This window comes from Phormidium tenue FACHB-1050 (assembly GCF_014696925.1).
Classification (GTDB): Bacteria; Cyanobacteriota; Cyanobacteriia; order Pseudanabaenales; family Pseudanabaenaceae; genus Pseudanabaena.
In genome coordinates this window covers 1-14936 of record NZ_JACJQY010000063.1, presented here as the reverse complement: position 1 = coordinate 14936, position 14936 = coordinate 1, and the positions used below count along the sequence as shown (strand labels likewise).

The following is a 14936-nucleotide window of genomic DNA, read 5'->3' as shown; positions in this document are numbered from 1 at the left end:
TTTTAAAATTATTGAAAAGAGAGAGAAAGAATGCCCAGAATTTTGTCAATATTGCTGAGTTGATACTCAGTTAAGTCAATCTCCACAAGGCGATCGCTAAGGCGTAAAAATTTCCAATCGTTACCAGTAGTGGCGGCTCCATAAATTACAGAAATATCATTCTCATGTTGCTGATTAAAGAGTTTCGCTGCCCACATTTCGGCAATACATTGTCCTAACGCTCCGTTGATATTCTCCTTTTTGGCTTCAACTACTACGACGACTGGCGCTTTGAGCATTAGTTGTGAAGGCGATCGGCTTAATAAGAAATCACAAACACCATTTAATCCAGAATCGCGATCAATGTTTAGTTCTACGCCTGAGAATAAACTCGCTTTGTCTAAATATTTTTTGCGAACTTCTACTAAAATGGGCGCAATAATTAACTCTGATCGCGCTTTTTCGGTATTCATTGCCAGCGCTAGAGGCACAAATTCTTTGAGAAGTTGATTGAGAAATTCACTAGATTCTGCCAAGGGAGAATCGTTTAATAGATTAGCACGTTCAGCAATCGTGAGGTCAAAGGCTGTCTGAACTGACTCTAAGGTAAATTCGCTATAGGACATGGCAGATCACCCAAATATATTGCTAGGACAATTGTAACTGTAAAATCTTCTGTGAGTGAATTACATAGATACCTTGTGAGCTAACGATTAAAGAACAGCCGCTATCTACATAAGGTTCGGTTTCGAGGAAGGTTTTCGTAATCATAATCTGTCCATTATTCACCTCAACTCTCGCAATACCTTCGTCAGTGGGAACGAATAGCCAATTAGCGATCGCACTGCCTCCATGAATATTCACTAACCATGCAATGTCACCCTTTTGTCCTGCGAGAGTTGCTACTAATTCACCGTTAGGACGCAATACAGAAACAAGATGGATGATTTTGCCTTGCTCTTGAGTGATGGTGAAGAACCAGCAGAGTTCATTACTAAAGACGCAATTTGCATCAATTAGTTCTCCTTGAATGGGTGGAATATTCACGCGATCGCATATTCCTGAACGCTTCGCATCAAAGGTAAATGCAACACTGATTGCACCAGCCCGATAGAAGCCAAAGCCAAAGGTTTCACCAATCCAAAATTGTGTTTGTCCTTCGAGAATATCACCGATGTATTCATTCCCTAGCTTGCCATCGCGGAGTAATTGACCTTGATCAATCCAATAGCGAGAGAAAGAATTGGCTCGGATTAGTTCGGCGGCGATCGCTTGCGGTGGTTGTCCTTGTGTAAGTGCGATCGCTTTGCCTTGTTTGGTAACAATGGTGGACTTACCAAAGAGTGTAAATTTGATGTTCGCATCAAGTTCTCCTGATAATAATATTTCGCCATCTTCGCGCTTAAATTCGTGGTTAACATGATAGAGATAACTGAGAGAATTGTTTTTTTGTAAAGCGGCTTGAAGAATTACGCCTTCGGTTTGAAATATATGGATAACTTTACAGGGTTTGCCCTCACCCCCTGCCCCTCTCCCAGAGATAGAGGGGAGAAATGCTATTAGAGGCGTGCAAATTGGGCAAGTGATCTTTAAATGTTCAATTCCACATTGATTACATTTTGTCCAACGCATTGATGAGAGCAGATTTTGAGGAAAAACTCCGCGCCAATCTTTTTCAAAGCAGTTATGAAAATGCTGGAGCAAATCATCTGACAGAACTTTGTAAGGAATAGCAGGTTTAGGATAGCGGACATCGGGATGAAAAACCGTAATCCTTTGCAGTGGTCTAGCGCTGTGAGGGATTTGCGATGCTTGCGATTTGGTCTTATATACGCCGCCATAGGGATCGACATAGAGAAAGCTCTGCATCAACATCACCGTGAATGCGTACCAATCGGAATCAGGGTTATGCTGACTGGTAAGAATCGGCTGATTGGCGCTGCGATCGCACAACATCGGATCAACAAATCTTGCTGTGAACATCTGACAAGGAAACTGCCCAAACTGAAAGGAATCCGCATCAATGAGATGAACTTGATTTTGAGAAACCAATAAATTCAAATCGTTGAAATCGCCAATCGTGACATTTGCTTGATGAACTTTGAGGACTGTCTCATGCAAATCGCGAAATAAGTTCGTCACAACTTGCTGCGAGATCGCGTTAGTTTGGCGATAATTGCGATCGCTATATTTCAAAAGTGGCCCTGTATTCTGCAAAAATGGCATTGCATAGCCGAGGATCATTCCCTGTTTATCCGTGGCTAAAGTTTCAGGTTTAATCACTCTCGCAGGTAGATTTTGTGGGAAAGCAGGTAACTTTTGCTGATGGAGCGACAATCTGGCTTGAGCCGCTAATTGTTCTTGAGGAAGTAACTGATAATCAGGATGATCGGCAGTTTTAAATAGCTTAAGAACCTTGCCATTTTTGAGATCATAGATATCCGCTTCGCCACCCTTGCCGATCGCATTTTTAGGATTTAGTTTAATCCGCTTTTGATTGAGATAGATATCCATGATTTTGCTCCAATGCTTTAAGGCAATTGATAAACTTTTCTAAACTCAGTCACAGTTTGACGAATACGACGATCTAACTTTTTCCAAACAGGTTGGGCGATCGCATTAGGCACACCACCATAAAAGGCTTCAGCAATGCTACCTGTAATACAGGCGATCGTATCGCTATCACCACCAAGGGATACGGCATTACGAATCGCATCTTCAAAATCTGTTGATTCTAAAAAGGCAATGATAGCTTCAGGAACGCTTTTTTGACAGGAAACTTCAAACTTATAGTTGGGGCGAATTTCATCTAGAGTGCGTCGCAGATCATAGTTAAAATTCTGTTCGATATAGTCACGAATTTCTGCCTTGGTTTTACCATTACGAGCTAAAAAGATTGCTGCTGCTGTTGCCTGTCCGCCTTTGATTCCTTCAGGATGATTATGAGTAGTTACCGTGCATCGTTCTGCTTCTTTCAAGACAGTATCAAGATCATTGTATGCCCATGCGATCGGGCTGACTCTCATCGCCGCACCGTTACCCCAACTGTTATAACCTTCCTTGCGATTGCTCATTGCCCAGCAAGTAAACCTTTGCCCAAAACCTGCTAAAGGATAGCGCCAAAAGCATTTTTTGAAATTGTTAGCATAGTTAGTTCCCGTAAGAATAGATTTTGCCACAGCATAGGTAAGAACAGTGTCATCACTAAAATGACTACCAAATGAGAACAGTTTAAAGTCTTTCCGCTTCATCGGCACTACTTCGTAAATCGAGCCGATAATGTCACCAGCGATCGCACCTAACATAAGTTATACCTCACTCTAAATTCTTCAACCACTTCACGCATTGCTTTGGGTAAATAACCTAAAGCCTTTTCAGCAATATCTTTGGGTACACCACCATAAAAAGCTTCGGCTATACCGCCTGTAATACAGGTCAGCGTATCGCTATCACCACCGAGGGAAATTCCATTGCGAATTGCATCTTCAAAATCTGTTGATTCTAGAAAAGCAATAATAGCTTCAGGAACAGTTTCTTGACAGGATTCATTAAATTGATAAACAGGACGAATTTCGTCTAAGGTTCTATCTAAGTCATAGCTAAAGGATTTTGCGATCGCCGATTTAATCTGCTCTTTGCTTTGCCCCTTTCGCGCCAGATAAATAGCAACAGCCGTTGCTTGCGCTCCTTTAATGCCTTCTGGATGATTATGTGTGACTTCAGCCGATCGCTTAGCTTCATTCATTACCGAATCCAAGTCATTGTAGGCAAATCCCACAGCACTGACTCGCATTGCCGAGCCATTACCCCAGCTATTGTATGGCTCCATGCTCTCAAAACGAATCCATTGAGCAAAGCGTCCACCATAGCCACGATTGGGATATTTACGAGCATAGGTTTTGATGTATTCTGCATAATTGCCTTGATTCATCAAGCAATCAGCTACTGCTACAGTTAACACCGTGTCATCGGTAAAATCACATCCTCCACTAAAGAGAGGGAAGTCTTTTGAGCGATGATTATTAAATTCATAAATGGAACCGACGATATCACCGACAATTACGCCTAACATAGTTTTCAAGTAAAAAGGTAAAAGGTAAAATATTCTTGCTCCCCTCGCCCTATGGGAGAGGGGCTGGGGGTGAGGGTCTTCTTATCACAATTAAACTCGTATCATCAGAAAGCACACCAGATCGCTTAATTAGCTCTCTTTTTTGCCAATCTGGTTTTACTTCCTCACGATTTAGCATTGCTAACTTACGTCTTACCGCATCAGGATTTTTGAAGTAACGATCTTCTTGCCAGAATTGACTAACTTCTTCAACGGCAATCAAATCATCAATTCCATCGGTAGCAATTAGAATAGAATCTAATTCTGAAGTAGGGATACGATCGCGAATTTCAAAGCTCACTGCATCAGGGCGATACAAGCCATAGGCGAGATAGGGCGGAGCGTTATCAGGATAGGCTGGAATTTGTGTAAGTTTGCCATTAACAGCGATCGCACCATCTCCCATGGAGAAAGCAACCGTTTCGTTAGGAGTGATGACTAAGCCCACAATTGTAAATAATAGATAGTTATTCACAAATTCCATCACAGATTCTTGAGCCTCATTAGTCGAGATCTCCACAAAAGCCTTTACTTTCTGTAAGAGATTAATTTTAAGCACATTCCAAAAATCAGGCTCAGATATTGCTAATCCTTGATGGAGTAAATCGGCGATCGCATCAGTCACCATCAGCGTACCGAGCTTTGCCCCAACTTCACTATGCTTGCCACTACCACAGCCGTCACATACTACAGCCGTCATAAAGTTATCCCACAGGACAATTCGCAGCGCATCCTGATTATTTTTGCTAGCAAGAACATGGTTGCGCCCAATAATTGAACCGCAGGCATATTCAAACTGACTTGACAAATTTTCACCCGCTAAATCAGGAATTTGCAGCGATCGCAGATCAGGAAGTTCCACTTGTTCTTGCATGACGTTATAGTGTATAAACTACACAAACCACTATAGTGTTATTTTTACACTATGTCAATAGATTTTTCTGACTAATCGCGATTAGCTGCTAGCCGTTAGCTATTAGCCGAAAATAAAAGATTACAAAGCAATTACCAATTACCAATTACCAATCACCAATCACCAATCACCAAAAAATGCATACTTACAACTATCCCCGCCCCGCATTAACTGTTGACTGCATCGTATTTGGGCTTGATGCTCAGCAGGAACTCAAAGTTATGCTGATTCAGCGAGATATTCCACCGTTTCAAGGACAATGGGCAATTCCAGGAGGTTTTGTACGGATCGATGAAACTTTGGAACAGGCGGCTTTGCGAGAATTGCAAGAAGAAACAGGAATACATGATGTTTATTTAGAGCAGCTTTACACATTTGGTGATTTGGGGCGCGATCCCCGCGATCGCACGGTTACGGTTGCCTATTACGCATTGATTAATTTGGTGGAGCAAAAAATCCAAGCATCCACTGATGCGCGTGAGGCTGATTGGTTCGCCGTCTCTAAAATTCCGACTTTAGCCTTTGACCATAACCAGATCTTGCAAACGGCGATCGCCAGATTACGCAACAAAATTCGTTATGAGCCAATTGGCTTTGAGCTATTACCCCAAAACTTTACCCTGTCACAACTCCAAAAACTGTATGAAACTGTGTTAGATCGGGCTCTAGATAAACGTAATTTTCGCAAAAAAATTCTTGGTATGGACTTGCTCATTGACACAGGAAAAGTTGAACACAATGTTGCTCATCGTGCGGCAAAACTTTATGAATTTGATGAGACTAAATACTTACAGTTAAAACAAAATGGATTTAACTTTGAGATCTGAAATCAAATTTCTTAACAAGACGTTCGCCAAATTAGCGATCGCAAACCGAGTATTACAGTTAGGATGTATAAGTACAGCTCTTAGCAAATCAAACAAATTTATTGATTTGCCAGCCCACTTTTAAGCCAAACTTTATGTATAAAAGGGAACTCAAGCTTTCAAGTCAATATACAAATAATTTCTATGATGGCTCAATCTACGATCTTGTTTTTTTAGACTTAGAATGGTGTCGTGATTTTCAGAAGAATGGCACAGTACAAAAAATATTTGGTTATACTCTCACCCGCATTTTAGAAGATAGTAACGAACAATACATAAAAATTCAATTTATCGAATCAAGTACACAAGAAAAGAAGATAATTCAAGATATCTTAAATGACTTACAAAGTTTACAGGGCAAATATTTTATTGGTTATGGACTATCGACTAGTGATATGTTTTGCTTACGTCAAAGAATTGAAGCTCTAGATTTTATTCCCAAAGTTGATAGTATTAAAATCCTCGATTTACAAAGAATTATTCAACGTACAGACCTCAATCAAGGTTTAAATAATTTATTTGCTTATTTGGAAATTCCTATTTATAAAAGAATTAAGGGATACTATGTTTTTCGGAATGGCGTAAAGGTGTTACGGAAAGAAAGAGGTTATGAAACAATTCTTAATGAAATCTACGAATATTGTTTAGAAGATGCCGAAAATTATTTTCATATTATTAGTAATTGGCAAACCCAATTTCCCTTAGTCGATCGCCATAAACACCAAATAATAAACCTCAAAATCGATCCGCGATCGGAGCAACGCATCAGATCGCGACGGGGCGCTGCATTACAAAGACCATCCAATTGAATAATTAGTGGGGCTTAAGCCTCTTGCCTTGCCTCCTCAAATCTAGGATTACTAAATATAGCGAAAAGCACTGTAGAAGGGGCTTGCAAAACGATATAGTAATTGAGATCAAACCCTTGCCATAGCAAAAACATGGATGCAACAGCAACAATCAAAACTATTTTGCAAGAAAAAATCGGCGCAACAATTGTCGAAATTGAAGATCGTAGTGATTTGCATAAACACCATCAAGGGCGGATGAATGCTCCTGTTGGCAGTGGTCATTATGACGCGATCGTGGTTGCTGCAAGTTTTGCTGGCAAAACGATGATGCAACAACATCGCATGGTCTATGCCGCTTTAGCTGATCAGATGCAAACTACGATTCATGCACTATCGCTCAAAACTTATACGCCCGAACAATGGCAGCAAATTTAAATTGAATAGTAGAACTCATGCTGTTTCTTCTATTTGGATTTTAATTTGTTGGTCATAGAAATGTTATAGGAACTTGTTAAATGGAAAACTATAAAAGCTCTGAAACAAAAAGAATTGTGGCAAATAACAATGCAACGAACATTGCCAAAGATAAGGGTGGAAATCCCTTCTTCTATAAAATGTTCAAGTGGCTAGTAGTTAGACCACTTCTATATTTGTTTTATCAAGAGCGAATTTATGGTACTGAAAATGTGCCACTTACTGGCAATCTCATCGTCGTCAGTAATCATGCTAGTGACTTCGATCCTCTCATCGTTGGTAGTTGTATGGGTCGTCCTGTCGCTTTTATGGCAAAAGAAGAATTATTTGAAATACCCGTGCTAAGTCAAGCAATTCAAGCGTTTGGTGCTTATCCTGTAAAACGGGGGGCAGGCGATCGCGCCGCCATTAGAGCCGCGATCGCTTCCATTGAGAAGGGATGGGCAACGGGTATTTTTTTGCAAGGTACACGCACATTAGATGGAAGGGTGACGGAACCAAAGTTAGGGGCAGCGATGATTGCGGCAAAGACTCAAGCTCCATTTTTACCGATTAGTATTTGGGGAACAGAAACAATTTTACCGAAAGGAGCAAAATTTCCGAAGTTATTTCAACCTGTCACCGTCAGGATCGGGCAGCTAATTCCCGCACCTGAGACAAGCGATCGCGCTACTCTTGAGGCTTACACTCAAAAATGCGCGGATGCGATAAACGCTCTCCATGCCTTAGGAAGATAAAGAAAAAGGGTTCGCGAAGCGAACCCTTTTTAGGGCTTATAAAAGAAGATAAAGAAAAAGGGTTCGCTTCGCGAACCCTTTTTTATGGCTTATAGAATATGTATTTTCAGGAAGTTAGTTCCTCCCTGTATGCCCATCGGGATACCACCAATAATCAAAATGCGATCGCCTTTAGCCGCAATATTTCGCCCTAATAAACAAGACTCTACCTGTTGCAGTACCATCTCAAAGGAACTCACCTCTTCATCTACTAGCAAAGGCGTAACTCCCCAAACTAAGTTCAGACGATGATAAACATTAATGTTGGGAGTGATGGCAATGATTGGGGTTTTGAGACGTTCCTTCGATGCAAGAATTGCAGTATAACCAGTAGCTGTGAAGGCAACAATACAACGAAAATCGATCACATCAGAAATCACATGCAGTGCTTCACTAATAGCATGAACTTCGTCGGTTCTGGATGCAGGATAGTTAGTGAAAACAGCGTCTTTCTCGACTTCCGCCGCGATTCTGGTCATCATTTCCACTGCTTGCACAGGATATGCGCCCACTGCCGATTCGCCTGAGAGCATCACTGCGTCAGTGCCATCCATAATTGCATTGGCGACATCGCTCGCCTCGGCTCTAGTGGGACGCGGATTCTGAATCATGCTCTCTAACATCTGCGTAGCCGTGATGACAGGAATACCACTTTCATTACAGCGTTGAATGATCTGCTTTTGGATCATCGGCACTCGTTCTGGGGGCATTTCTACGCCCAAGTCACCCCGCGCTACCATAATCCCATCGACAACGGAAAGAATTTCTTCCAGATTGGCGATCGCCTGTGGCTTTTCGATTTTGGCAATAATCGATACGGACTTTCCATATTCAGTAATCAGATCTTTCAGCAGTTTTACATCGGCGGCTTGCCTCACAAAGCTGAGTGAAATCCAGTCCACACCTTGCTCTAAGCCAAAGGCAAGATCTTGCCGATCCTTATCGGTCATGGATGGCAAACGCAAATTTAAACTAGGAAAGTTTACGCCCTTGTGACTAGTGAGTATTCCACCTTTGACCACTTCACAATGGACAGCATTACCAGATAGTCCACTGACGATCAGTTCAAAGATGCCATCAGCTAACAGAATCTGCGTGCCAATGGTAGCCTCTTCGGCAATATAGTCATAATCAATGGCGATCGCATCAGCATAAACTGACTCGGATTGCTGAAACTGATCCATTGGTACGAGTGTAATAAATTTGCCTTCAATTAGCTCAATTCCATTAGCAGGCAAATTACCAACCCGAATTTTTGGTCCCTGCAAATCTTGTAAAATCGTAATCGGAATATCTAACTCTTCTGATACTTCACGGATCATGGTGATGGTTTGGGCATGATCGGCATAACTACCGTGGGAAAAGTTCAGCCTTGCCACTCTGACACCTGTCTCGACCATCTTGCGGAAGACTTGAGGCGATCGGCTTGCGGGTCCAATGGTGGCAACGATCTTGGTCAAATGTTGAGGAATTGACATACAACTCAAGGGATAGAAATATCTACACTTCCAAATCTAGCTCTAGTTATCTTTAATCGAAAGATGAAATTGAACATATACAGCAACGCAAACCCAAGAAGAGAATGGCGGCGCTTCGCGCCGCCATTCTCTTCTTGGGTTTTATGGCGACAGCTATATAAGAAATTTTTTAAAAGTGTTATTGCGTTTAATCTCCATAAAAAAAGGTTGAAGTACTTCGTACTTCAACCTTTTTTTATGGAGATTTTTATTTAATCTGGTGAATAGGCTAGTAATGTGCCATTCTGTCCGACCACAAAACCGCGATCGCTTGAGAAAAAGTAAATCTTGTAGAGGTTCGCACCTGCATTAGCTGTTGACTCATCACGTTTCCAAGTTTTGCCGCCATCTTCACTATGGATCAAGCGAGAACTACCACCAGAGATCCAAACATTATTTTCATCTTGATAGGCAAGATCCAGCAGCCCAAAGCCACCACCTTCTTTAGGAGTTTGCTTTTTCTCCCATGTATCAAATTCACCAACTTCACTAAATTGGACTTGTCCGCCACGGTTCAACATCCAGAGGCGATTATCAGGGGTATAGCCCATATTCTGTACACGGCGAGAGCTATTACGGTTGTGTTGAATCCAAGTCATATCCCCTGGTTGCCATGTGGAATAAAAGTTACCATTTGCTGATATCGCCACATAACGACCATCTGCACTGCGGTTAAGGTTACGGGCATTACCAACCGCTTGAGTAACTAAGGCTCTCCAGTTTTGTCCAGCATCTTGAGTGCTATAGATTGCGCCTAGATCGGTGACCATTTCCGCCGAGTTTTTACCTTGGGCAACGATCGCAAAGGGATCACCAGGGAGCTTGGAGCTAAGTCCAATCCGTGACCAAGATTTGCCACTATCAGTGGTATGCAACAAGAGTGCAGGCTGTCCTGTAATCCAACCTTCATCACCAGAGAAACTAATTGACGAAAAGCGATAAATACTATCGCCAAGATCAAGTTTGCGCTCTTCCCATGTGTTACCGCCATCGGTAGATTCGAGCAAAGTTGCGTCAGTACCAACTAGCCAGCCATGATTTGGGTCATATTTGTCAAACCATAGATCGAGAGGCGTAATTGCCACGGGAAGATCGACTTTGTGCCAACTACCAGTACTAGCAAAGGCGCTAGGGATATTGCCAAATAATGTTAAGCAAATAAGCAATACACAAATCGAAAAGGAGCTAAGGAAGCGTTTTATGCTTGTTTTCATAAAAATTGGGCGAAAATAATAAGGTTTTAATGCTAAATAAAAGTGCTGATGAATAAACTAATCTAGGGCGTAGAGACTAATAAAGAATGCTACTGCCAAGGCTAAAGAGCCAAATATGAGTAAGTTTTTTTGTCCTGGGGTGAGGACGTTTACGCCAAATCCATAGCCAAGATTTTCGGTAAAGCCTGATGGTTTGGCGGCGACACCAATATCTGAGAAAGCTTTTTTCTTGGTGTTGCAGACTGGGCAACGCCAATCGGCGCTAATGCTCTCAAAGGCAGTGCCAGCAGGGATATTCCGTTTAGCATCACCGATGGATGGTTCATATATATAGCCACATACTCCACATTCATGGCGGTGTAGTTCTTCCTCTATGGCTGGGGCAACTACTTCCGCGTTGATTGTTTCTATGTTTTCAGTTTCCGTACTTGTTATTTCGGGTTCCATAATTTTGATCGAGTTGATCGAGATATATGCGATCGCTTGTTAATTCTGTTACAAATTATTACATCTTTTTGACATGCCTTGATATCGTGATGTTGCGAAAAAATGTGGGATAATTCTTAATAATTACTGAATAGATATTAGGAAAATGCACACTGTCAGCCTTCATCTAGGGTGATCTCTTTTTGGTTATAAGCAAAATGGCTACAGCAATTAAGTCATTACAGGGCTGATCGGTATGGGCTAACGGCTTATAGATATGAGAAAGGATTAAATATGAATATTGGAGAAAAGTTTAATATTTTTTGCAATAACTTAACTGTAGAGCAAAAAACTAGAAGCACTATTTCAGACAGATATCAATTAATTACTCAAAGACTAAACACAGATTTCTGGTCTATTGATTCTAAAATTAGCAATAGTCTTTATGTTGGTTCTTTCGGAAGAGGAACTGCCATTAGAGGTTTTAGTGATTTAGATGTCATATTTAAAATGCCATCCCATCTTTATTTTAGATATGATAAGTACACATACAATGGACAATCAGCACTTTTACAAGCTATTAAGAATTCTCTACAAAAAACTTATCATTCTACACATCTTAGAGGAGATGGACAGGTAGTCTCAATTAAGTTCACAGATGGAATTGAATTTGAGGTTCTTCCTGCTTTTGAAAATAATGATAATAGTTTTCTTTATCCAGATTCTAATGATGGTGGCAAATGGAAACTAACTAATCCCTTGTCGGAAATTAGGACAATAAAATATAATAATAAACTAACTAACAACAACCTAATTAACTTATGTAGAATGTCTAGGGCTTGGAGAAATAAATGGAATGTTCCAATTGGAGGTCTTTTAATTGATACCCTAGCCAATCAATTTTTGATGCAATGGGAATATAAATACAAATCATATTTTTATTATGATTTTATGGCTAGGGACTTCTTTTTATACTTATCTGTTCAAATTCCACAACAGTTATACTGGAAAGCTCTTGGTAGTGGTCAAAATGTTTATAGAAAAGGACATTTTGAAAATAAAGCTAAGCAATGTTATAACATCGCTGTGCAGGCAATTGAATGCGAATCTCAAAACTATTACTTCACTGCTAATCTAAAATGGAGAGAAATTTATGGTTCAGCCTACCCAAATCAATAATTCTAATGATGATATTAAGATTATTGAATCACAGATTAGAGAGTGCTTTGGAAGAGTTGTTTGGACTCACAAAACGCATGAAAAATGTGCTGATATTTATTCTGAACGTCAAAAGCTTTTAAAAACAATTGAAATAATTGTCTCAGCCTTAACAACAACTAGTTTACTTAGTAGTGTATTTGGTGAACAGAAGATAGGAACCATTATAGGTGCAATTTTTTCCACTATTACCTTAGGACTAACAATATACACAAAAGACTTTGATTTAGGAAAAATATCCAAGAGCCATGTGGATACTGCTACCAAACTTTGGAATGTTAGAGAATTATACATATCTTTAATTACAGATATTAAAGTCAAAAGCTTAACACTTGATAAAATTAAATTAACTAGAGATAAACTTCAGGAAGAATTAAGTTTGATTTATCAAAATGCCCCAAGAACTAACTATAAAGCCTATGAATTGGCTAGTAAATCTCTCAGTAAACACGGTCAGATTAATCAAGGCGAAGAAATGACATTTTCTGATGAGGAAATAGATAGATTTCTACCTAAAGATTTAAGAAGAAATTAAGATCAAGAGTCACACCTATGTCCCAACCACCACTCCCCCAACCCCAACTCGATCGCACCCCAATCACCTCCGATCAGTATTTTGAATACACACCCGAAAAACTAGAACTATGGAGTGGATTCTATGGTTATGGTGGACAAGACTTAACAGGCTTTTATCTTGGCATCTTGGCAAACATGGGACTTCGTGAAGCCGTGCGTCATGTGCCAATATCCAAATGGCTAGAAGCGATTCAAGCAGTCGCATTACAAAATCCTAAACTTGATGAAGCAATGCGCGATCGCCTCAATCGAGGTTTAGCAGATTTGCAAGCAGTTGCGGAATATTTAGAAGCACAAAGCTAAAGAAGCTCCAATTTCGGCATGGCAAAATGTGAAAGTAGCGATCGCCCCTGCAATATTCCATTCTCAGATTTATGTCTAATCAAATTGTCCCCGCAGACTATGAGCAACTATTGCGAGAATTAAAAAATCGCATCCGTTCAGCACAAATCAAAGCAGCCTTAGCCGTAAACCGAGAATTGGTATTACTCTATTGGCAAATTGGACGCGAAATTTTGCATCGACAAGGGCAAGAAGGCTGGGGAACCAAGGTGATCGCTCGCCTAGCCAAAGACCTCAAGCAAGAATTTCCCGAAATGAAGGGCTTTTCTCGAACAAACTTGCTTTATATGAGAGCTTTTGCTGAAGCTTGGGTAGATGAGCAAATAGTCCAACAGGTTGTTGGACAAATTCCTTGGGGACACAATTTACGATTGTTGGACAAAGCAACTGGTTACAAAGAAAGGCTTTGGTATGCTCAACAAGCGATCGCTAATGGTTGGAGTCGCACCGTATTAGAACACCAGATTGAAACAAAACTATACCAACGTCAGGGAAAAGCAATTACCAATTTTGAGTTAACCTTGCCCCAGCCACAATCCGATTTAGCCCAACAACTGATTAAAGATCCCTACACATTTGATTTCTTAACTTTGGCGCAAAATACCCAAGAGCGAGATCTAGAGAAAGCTTTACTTGATCGCATTCGGAGCTTCTTATTGGAACTTGGGACAGGATTTGCTTTTGTCGGTAGTCAGTACCATTTGGAAGTAGGCGGCGATGATTTTTATATTGACCTGTTGTTTTACCACCTAAAATTGCGCTGCTACATCGTAATTGACCTAAAGACTACAAATTTTAAACCTGAATATTCAGGCAAAATGAGCTTTTATGTATCCGTAGTTGATGATTTGCTGCGTCATCCTGACGATAAACCAACAATTGGTATCATCTTATGCAAGTCGCGCAATCAAACAGTTGCGGAATATGCTCTGCGAGATGTGAACAAACCCATTGCCGTTTCTCAATACAAGCACGAGTTACCAGAATCTTTGCAAAATGTTTTACCAAGCATCGAACAATTAGAAGCAGAGTTAGCAACGATTGAAATCATAGAAGCGGCAAGCAATGACCTATCCGCTATTTGACATTATCTCCCACCTCTTTCTTTGCTGGAAACGAACATTCCACCGTCACTTTCAGATTACTCTCCGCCGTTCCCTCCGTCACAAATGGAACCTCCATTTTACCTCCAACCTTAATCCCAAACTCCAACGTCACCTTATTCACATTTGCCGAAGATACATTCTTCAGAGCATTTAGAGCCACATTTGTATAGGACAAGATCGTTTGCTCAATCGATGGAGGTTTTGGCAAAGCACCAATCAACCGATCTTTCACCTCTCGCAAACCCTTAGCATCTCCCCCCCAAATCTTCCCGCGACAACTCGCGACCCTTAACTTCTGGTAAAGAATCATCCGCAAATGTCGCAGGCTGTCGCACTTCTACATAAATTGTCGTATCATCATCCAACTGTACCGCCTGAATCGTTGGCTCACGCATATTTGTCTTCTCTAGTTAATCATCACTGTTAATGATTTTAGAGTTGATCTACCTTGAAATACAAACTGGCATGACAAAATGGTAAGAATTCAGGTAAGAATAGGGATGAGAGAGATGGAAGAAGGATCAATTAAAGCTTGACGAAAAAAATCAATGACAGATTTACCTTGAGCTTTACAAGTTTGAATAACCGTCAATAAAGCGGCGGTATTGCGTAAACCATCCATAGAAC

The 14936-nt window shown here is 40.7% G+C and carries 18 protein-coding genes; 8 read left to right on the top strand and 10 right to left on the bottom strand.

The window, feature by feature from the left end; genetic code table 11:
* Window positions 1–8: 8 nt before the first annotated feature.
* Genes H6G05_RS23255 through H6G05_RS23235 form a run of 5 tightly spaced genes read right to left on the bottom strand, consistent with a single transcriptional unit; the run spans window position 9 to window position 4964 of the window.
* Window positions 9–605, bottom strand: coding sequence for a hypothetical protein (locus tag H6G05_RS23255; RefSeq protein ID WP_190582066.1), 597 nt, complete (start codon window positions 603–605; stop codon window positions 9–11).
* 22 nt (window positions 606–627) lie between these two features.
* On the bottom strand, window positions 628–2493 hold the full coding sequence (locus H6G05_RS23250; RefSeq protein ID WP_190582064.1) for a hypothetical protein: 1866 nt from the start codon (window positions 2491–2493) through the stop codon (window positions 628–630).
* A 17-nt stretch (window positions 2494–2510) separates the two neighbouring features.
* Window positions 2511–3284, bottom strand: coding sequence for an ADP-ribosylglycohydrolase family protein (locus H6G05_RS23245; protein WP_190582062.1), 774 nt, complete (start codon window positions 3282–3284; stop codon window positions 2511–2513).
* Entirely contained in the window at window positions 3278–4051 is a 774-nt protein-coding gene (locus tag H6G05_RS23240; protein ID WP_190582060.1) for an ADP-ribosylglycohydrolase family protein, read from the bottom strand. Before H6G05_RS23240 ends, H6G05_RS23245 begins: the two co-directional genes overlap by 7 nt.
* Before the next feature lie 49 nt (window positions 4052–4100).
* The gene (locus H6G05_RS23235) at window positions 4101–4964 is read right to left on the bottom strand and encodes a protein phosphatase 2C domain-containing protein (RefSeq protein ID WP_190582058.1); all 864 of its coding nucleotides are present in this window, start codon (window positions 4962–4964) and stop codon (window positions 4101–4103) included.
* Window positions 4965–5140: 176 nt separating this feature from the next.
* Between H6G05_RS23235 and H6G05_RS23230 the strand changes: the two genes are divergently transcribed.
* From H6G05_RS23230 to H6G05_RS23215, 4 genes are all read left to right on the top strand, one after another.
* Entirely contained in the window at window positions 5141–5830 is a 690-nt protein-coding gene (locus H6G05_RS23230; RefSeq protein ID WP_190582056.1) for an NUDIX hydrolase, read from the top strand.
* A gap of 134 nt (window positions 5831–5964) precedes the next feature.
* Window positions 5965–6678, top strand: a complete 714-nt coding sequence (locus H6G05_RS23225) for a ribonuclease H-like domain-containing protein (RefSeq protein ID WP_190582054.1) — start codon at window positions 5965–5967, stop codon at window positions 6676–6678.
* A 132-nt stretch (window positions 6679–6810) separates the two neighbouring features.
* Window positions 6811–7095 (top strand): BolA family protein, encoded by a 285-nt coding sequence (locus tag H6G05_RS23220; protein WP_190582052.1) that lies wholly within the window; start codon window positions 6811–6813, stop codon window positions 7093–7095.
* 179 nt (window positions 7096–7274) lie between these two features.
* Window positions 7275–7871, top strand: coding sequence for a lysophospholipid acyltransferase family protein (locus H6G05_RS23215; protein ID WP_242025774.1), 597 nt, complete (start codon window positions 7275–7277; stop codon window positions 7869–7871).
* Between the two features lie 89 nt (window positions 7872–7960).
* Here the strand turns inward: H6G05_RS23215 and pyk are convergent, their stop codons facing one another.
* From pyk to H6G05_RS23200, 3 genes are all read right to left on the bottom strand, one after another.
* Window positions 7961–9388, bottom strand: a complete 1428-nt coding sequence (gene pyk / locus H6G05_RS23210; RefSeq protein ID WP_190582049.1) for a pyruvate kinase — start codon at window positions 9386–9388, stop codon at window positions 7961–7963.
* Between the two features lie 251 nt (window positions 9389–9639).
* Window positions 9640–10641: a photosynthesis system II assembly factor Ycf48 gene (locus tag H6G05_RS23205; RefSeq protein ID WP_190582047.1), complete on the bottom strand. Its 1002-nt coding sequence runs from the start codon at window positions 10639–10641 to the stop codon at window positions 9640–9642.
* Between the two features lie 57 nt (window positions 10642–10698).
* Window positions 10699–11088, bottom strand: a complete 390-nt coding sequence (locus tag H6G05_RS23200) for a rubredoxin (protein WP_190582044.1) — start codon at window positions 11086–11088, stop codon at window positions 10699–10701.
* A 273-nt stretch (window positions 11089–11361) separates the two neighbouring features.
* Here H6G05_RS23200 and H6G05_RS23195 point away from each other — a divergent pair, with 273 nt between their 5' ends.
* The 4 genes from H6G05_RS23195 (at window position 11362) to H6G05_RS23180 (ending at window position 14288) form a co-directional block, all read left to right on the top strand.
* Window positions 11362–12246 (top strand): SMODS domain-containing nucleotidyltransferase, encoded by an 885-nt coding sequence (locus H6G05_RS23195; RefSeq protein WP_190582042.1) that lies wholly within the window; start codon window positions 11362–11364, stop codon window positions 12244–12246.
* Complete coding sequence (locus H6G05_RS23190; protein WP_190582040.1) at window positions 12221–12820, top strand: SLATT domain-containing protein; 600 nt, start codon at window positions 12221–12223, stop codon at window positions 12818–12820. Before H6G05_RS23195 ends, H6G05_RS23190 begins: the two co-directional genes overlap by 26 nt.
* A 17-nt stretch (window positions 12821–12837) precedes the next feature.
* Window positions 12838–13164, top strand: coding sequence for a hypothetical protein (locus H6G05_RS23185; protein WP_190582038.1), 327 nt, complete (start codon window positions 12838–12840; stop codon window positions 13162–13164).
* A 71-nt stretch (window positions 13165–13235) separates the two neighbouring features.
* Window positions 13236–14288 carry a PDDEXK nuclease domain-containing protein gene (locus H6G05_RS23180; RefSeq protein ID WP_190582035.1) on the top strand — a complete coding sequence of 351 codons (1053 nt, stop codon included), beginning with the start codon at window positions 13236–13238 and terminating at the stop codon, window positions 14286–14288.
* Here the strand turns inward: H6G05_RS23180 and H6G05_RS23175 are convergent.
* Together H6G05_RS23175 and H6G05_RS23170 are read right to left on the bottom strand one after the other, a co-directional pair.
* Entirely contained in the window at window positions 14281–14541 is a 261-nt protein-coding gene (locus H6G05_RS23175; protein ID WP_190582026.1) for a CU044_2847 family protein, read from the bottom strand. The genes H6G05_RS23180 and H6G05_RS23175 overlap by 8 nt on opposite strands.
* Window positions 14542–14554: 13 nt before the next feature.
* Window positions 14555–14704, bottom strand: coding sequence for a hypothetical protein (locus H6G05_RS23170; protein ID WP_190582023.1), 150 nt, complete (start codon window positions 14702–14704; stop codon window positions 14555–14557).
* Between the last annotated feature and the right edge of the window lie 232 nt (window positions 14705–14936).

Excerpts from the sequence above, each read along its gene's own strand:
- H6G05_RS23215 (WP_242025774.1), top strand. The coding sequence starts at position 7,275 with ATGTTCAAGTGGCTAGTAGTTAGACCACTTCTATATTTGTTTTATCAA.
- H6G05_RS23195 (WP_190582042.1), top strand. The coding sequence starts at position 11,362 with ATGAATATTGGAGAAAAGTTTAATATTTTTTGCAATAACTTAACTGTA.
- H6G05_RS23245 (WP_190582062.1), bottom strand. The coding sequence starts at position 3,284 with ATGTTAGGTGCGATCGCTGGTGACATTATCGGCTCGATTTACGAAGTA.
- H6G05_RS23230 (WP_190582056.1), top strand. The coding sequence starts at position 5,141 with ATGCATACTTACAACTATCCCCGCCCCGCATTAACTGTTGACTGCATC.
- H6G05_RS23255 (WP_190582066.1), bottom strand. The coding sequence starts at position 605 with ATGTCCTATAGCGAATTTACCTTAGAGTCAGTTCAGACAGCCTTTGAC.
- H6G05_RS23240 (WP_190582060.1), bottom strand. The coding sequence starts at position 4,051 with ATGTTAGGCGTAATTGTCGGTGATATCGTCGGTTCCATTTATGAATTT.
- pyk (WP_190582049.1), bottom strand. The coding sequence starts at position 9,388 with ATGTCAATTCCTCAACATTTGACCAAGATCGTTGCCACCATTGGACCC.
- H6G05_RS23235 (WP_190582058.1), bottom strand. The coding sequence starts at position 4,964 with ATGCAAGAACAAGTGGAACTTCCTGATCTGCGATCGCTGCAAATTCCT.
- H6G05_RS23185 (WP_190582038.1), top strand. The coding sequence starts at position 12,838 with ATGTCCCAACCACCACTCCCCCAACCCCAACTCGATCGCACCCCAATC.
- H6G05_RS23170 (WP_190582023.1), bottom strand. The coding sequence starts at position 14,704 with ATGCGTGAGCCAACGATTCAGGCGGTACAGTTGGATGATGATACGACA.
- H6G05_RS23200 (WP_190582044.1), bottom strand. The coding sequence starts at position 11,088 with ATGGAACCCGAAATAACAAGTACGGAAACTGAAAACATAGAAACAATC.
- H6G05_RS23190 (WP_190582040.1), top strand. The coding sequence starts at position 12,221 with ATGGTTCAGCCTACCCAAATCAATAATTCTAATGATGATATTAAGATT.
- H6G05_RS23220 (WP_190582052.1), top strand. The coding sequence starts at position 6,811 with ATGGATGCAACAGCAACAATCAAAACTATTTTGCAAGAAAAAATCGGC.
- H6G05_RS23225 (WP_190582054.1), top strand. The coding sequence starts at position 5,965 with ATGTATAAAAGGGAACTCAAGCTTTCAAGTCAATATACAAATAATTTC.
- H6G05_RS23205 (WP_190582047.1), bottom strand. The coding sequence starts at position 10,641 with ATGAAAACAAGCATAAAACGCTTCCTTAGCTCCTTTTCGATTTGTGTA.
- H6G05_RS23180 (WP_190582035.1), top strand. The coding sequence starts at position 13,236 with ATGTCTAATCAAATTGTCCCCGCAGACTATGAGCAACTATTGCGAGAA.
- H6G05_RS23250 (WP_190582064.1), bottom strand. The coding sequence starts at position 2,493 with ATGGATATCTATCTCAATCAAAAGCGGATTAAACTAAATCCTAAAAAT.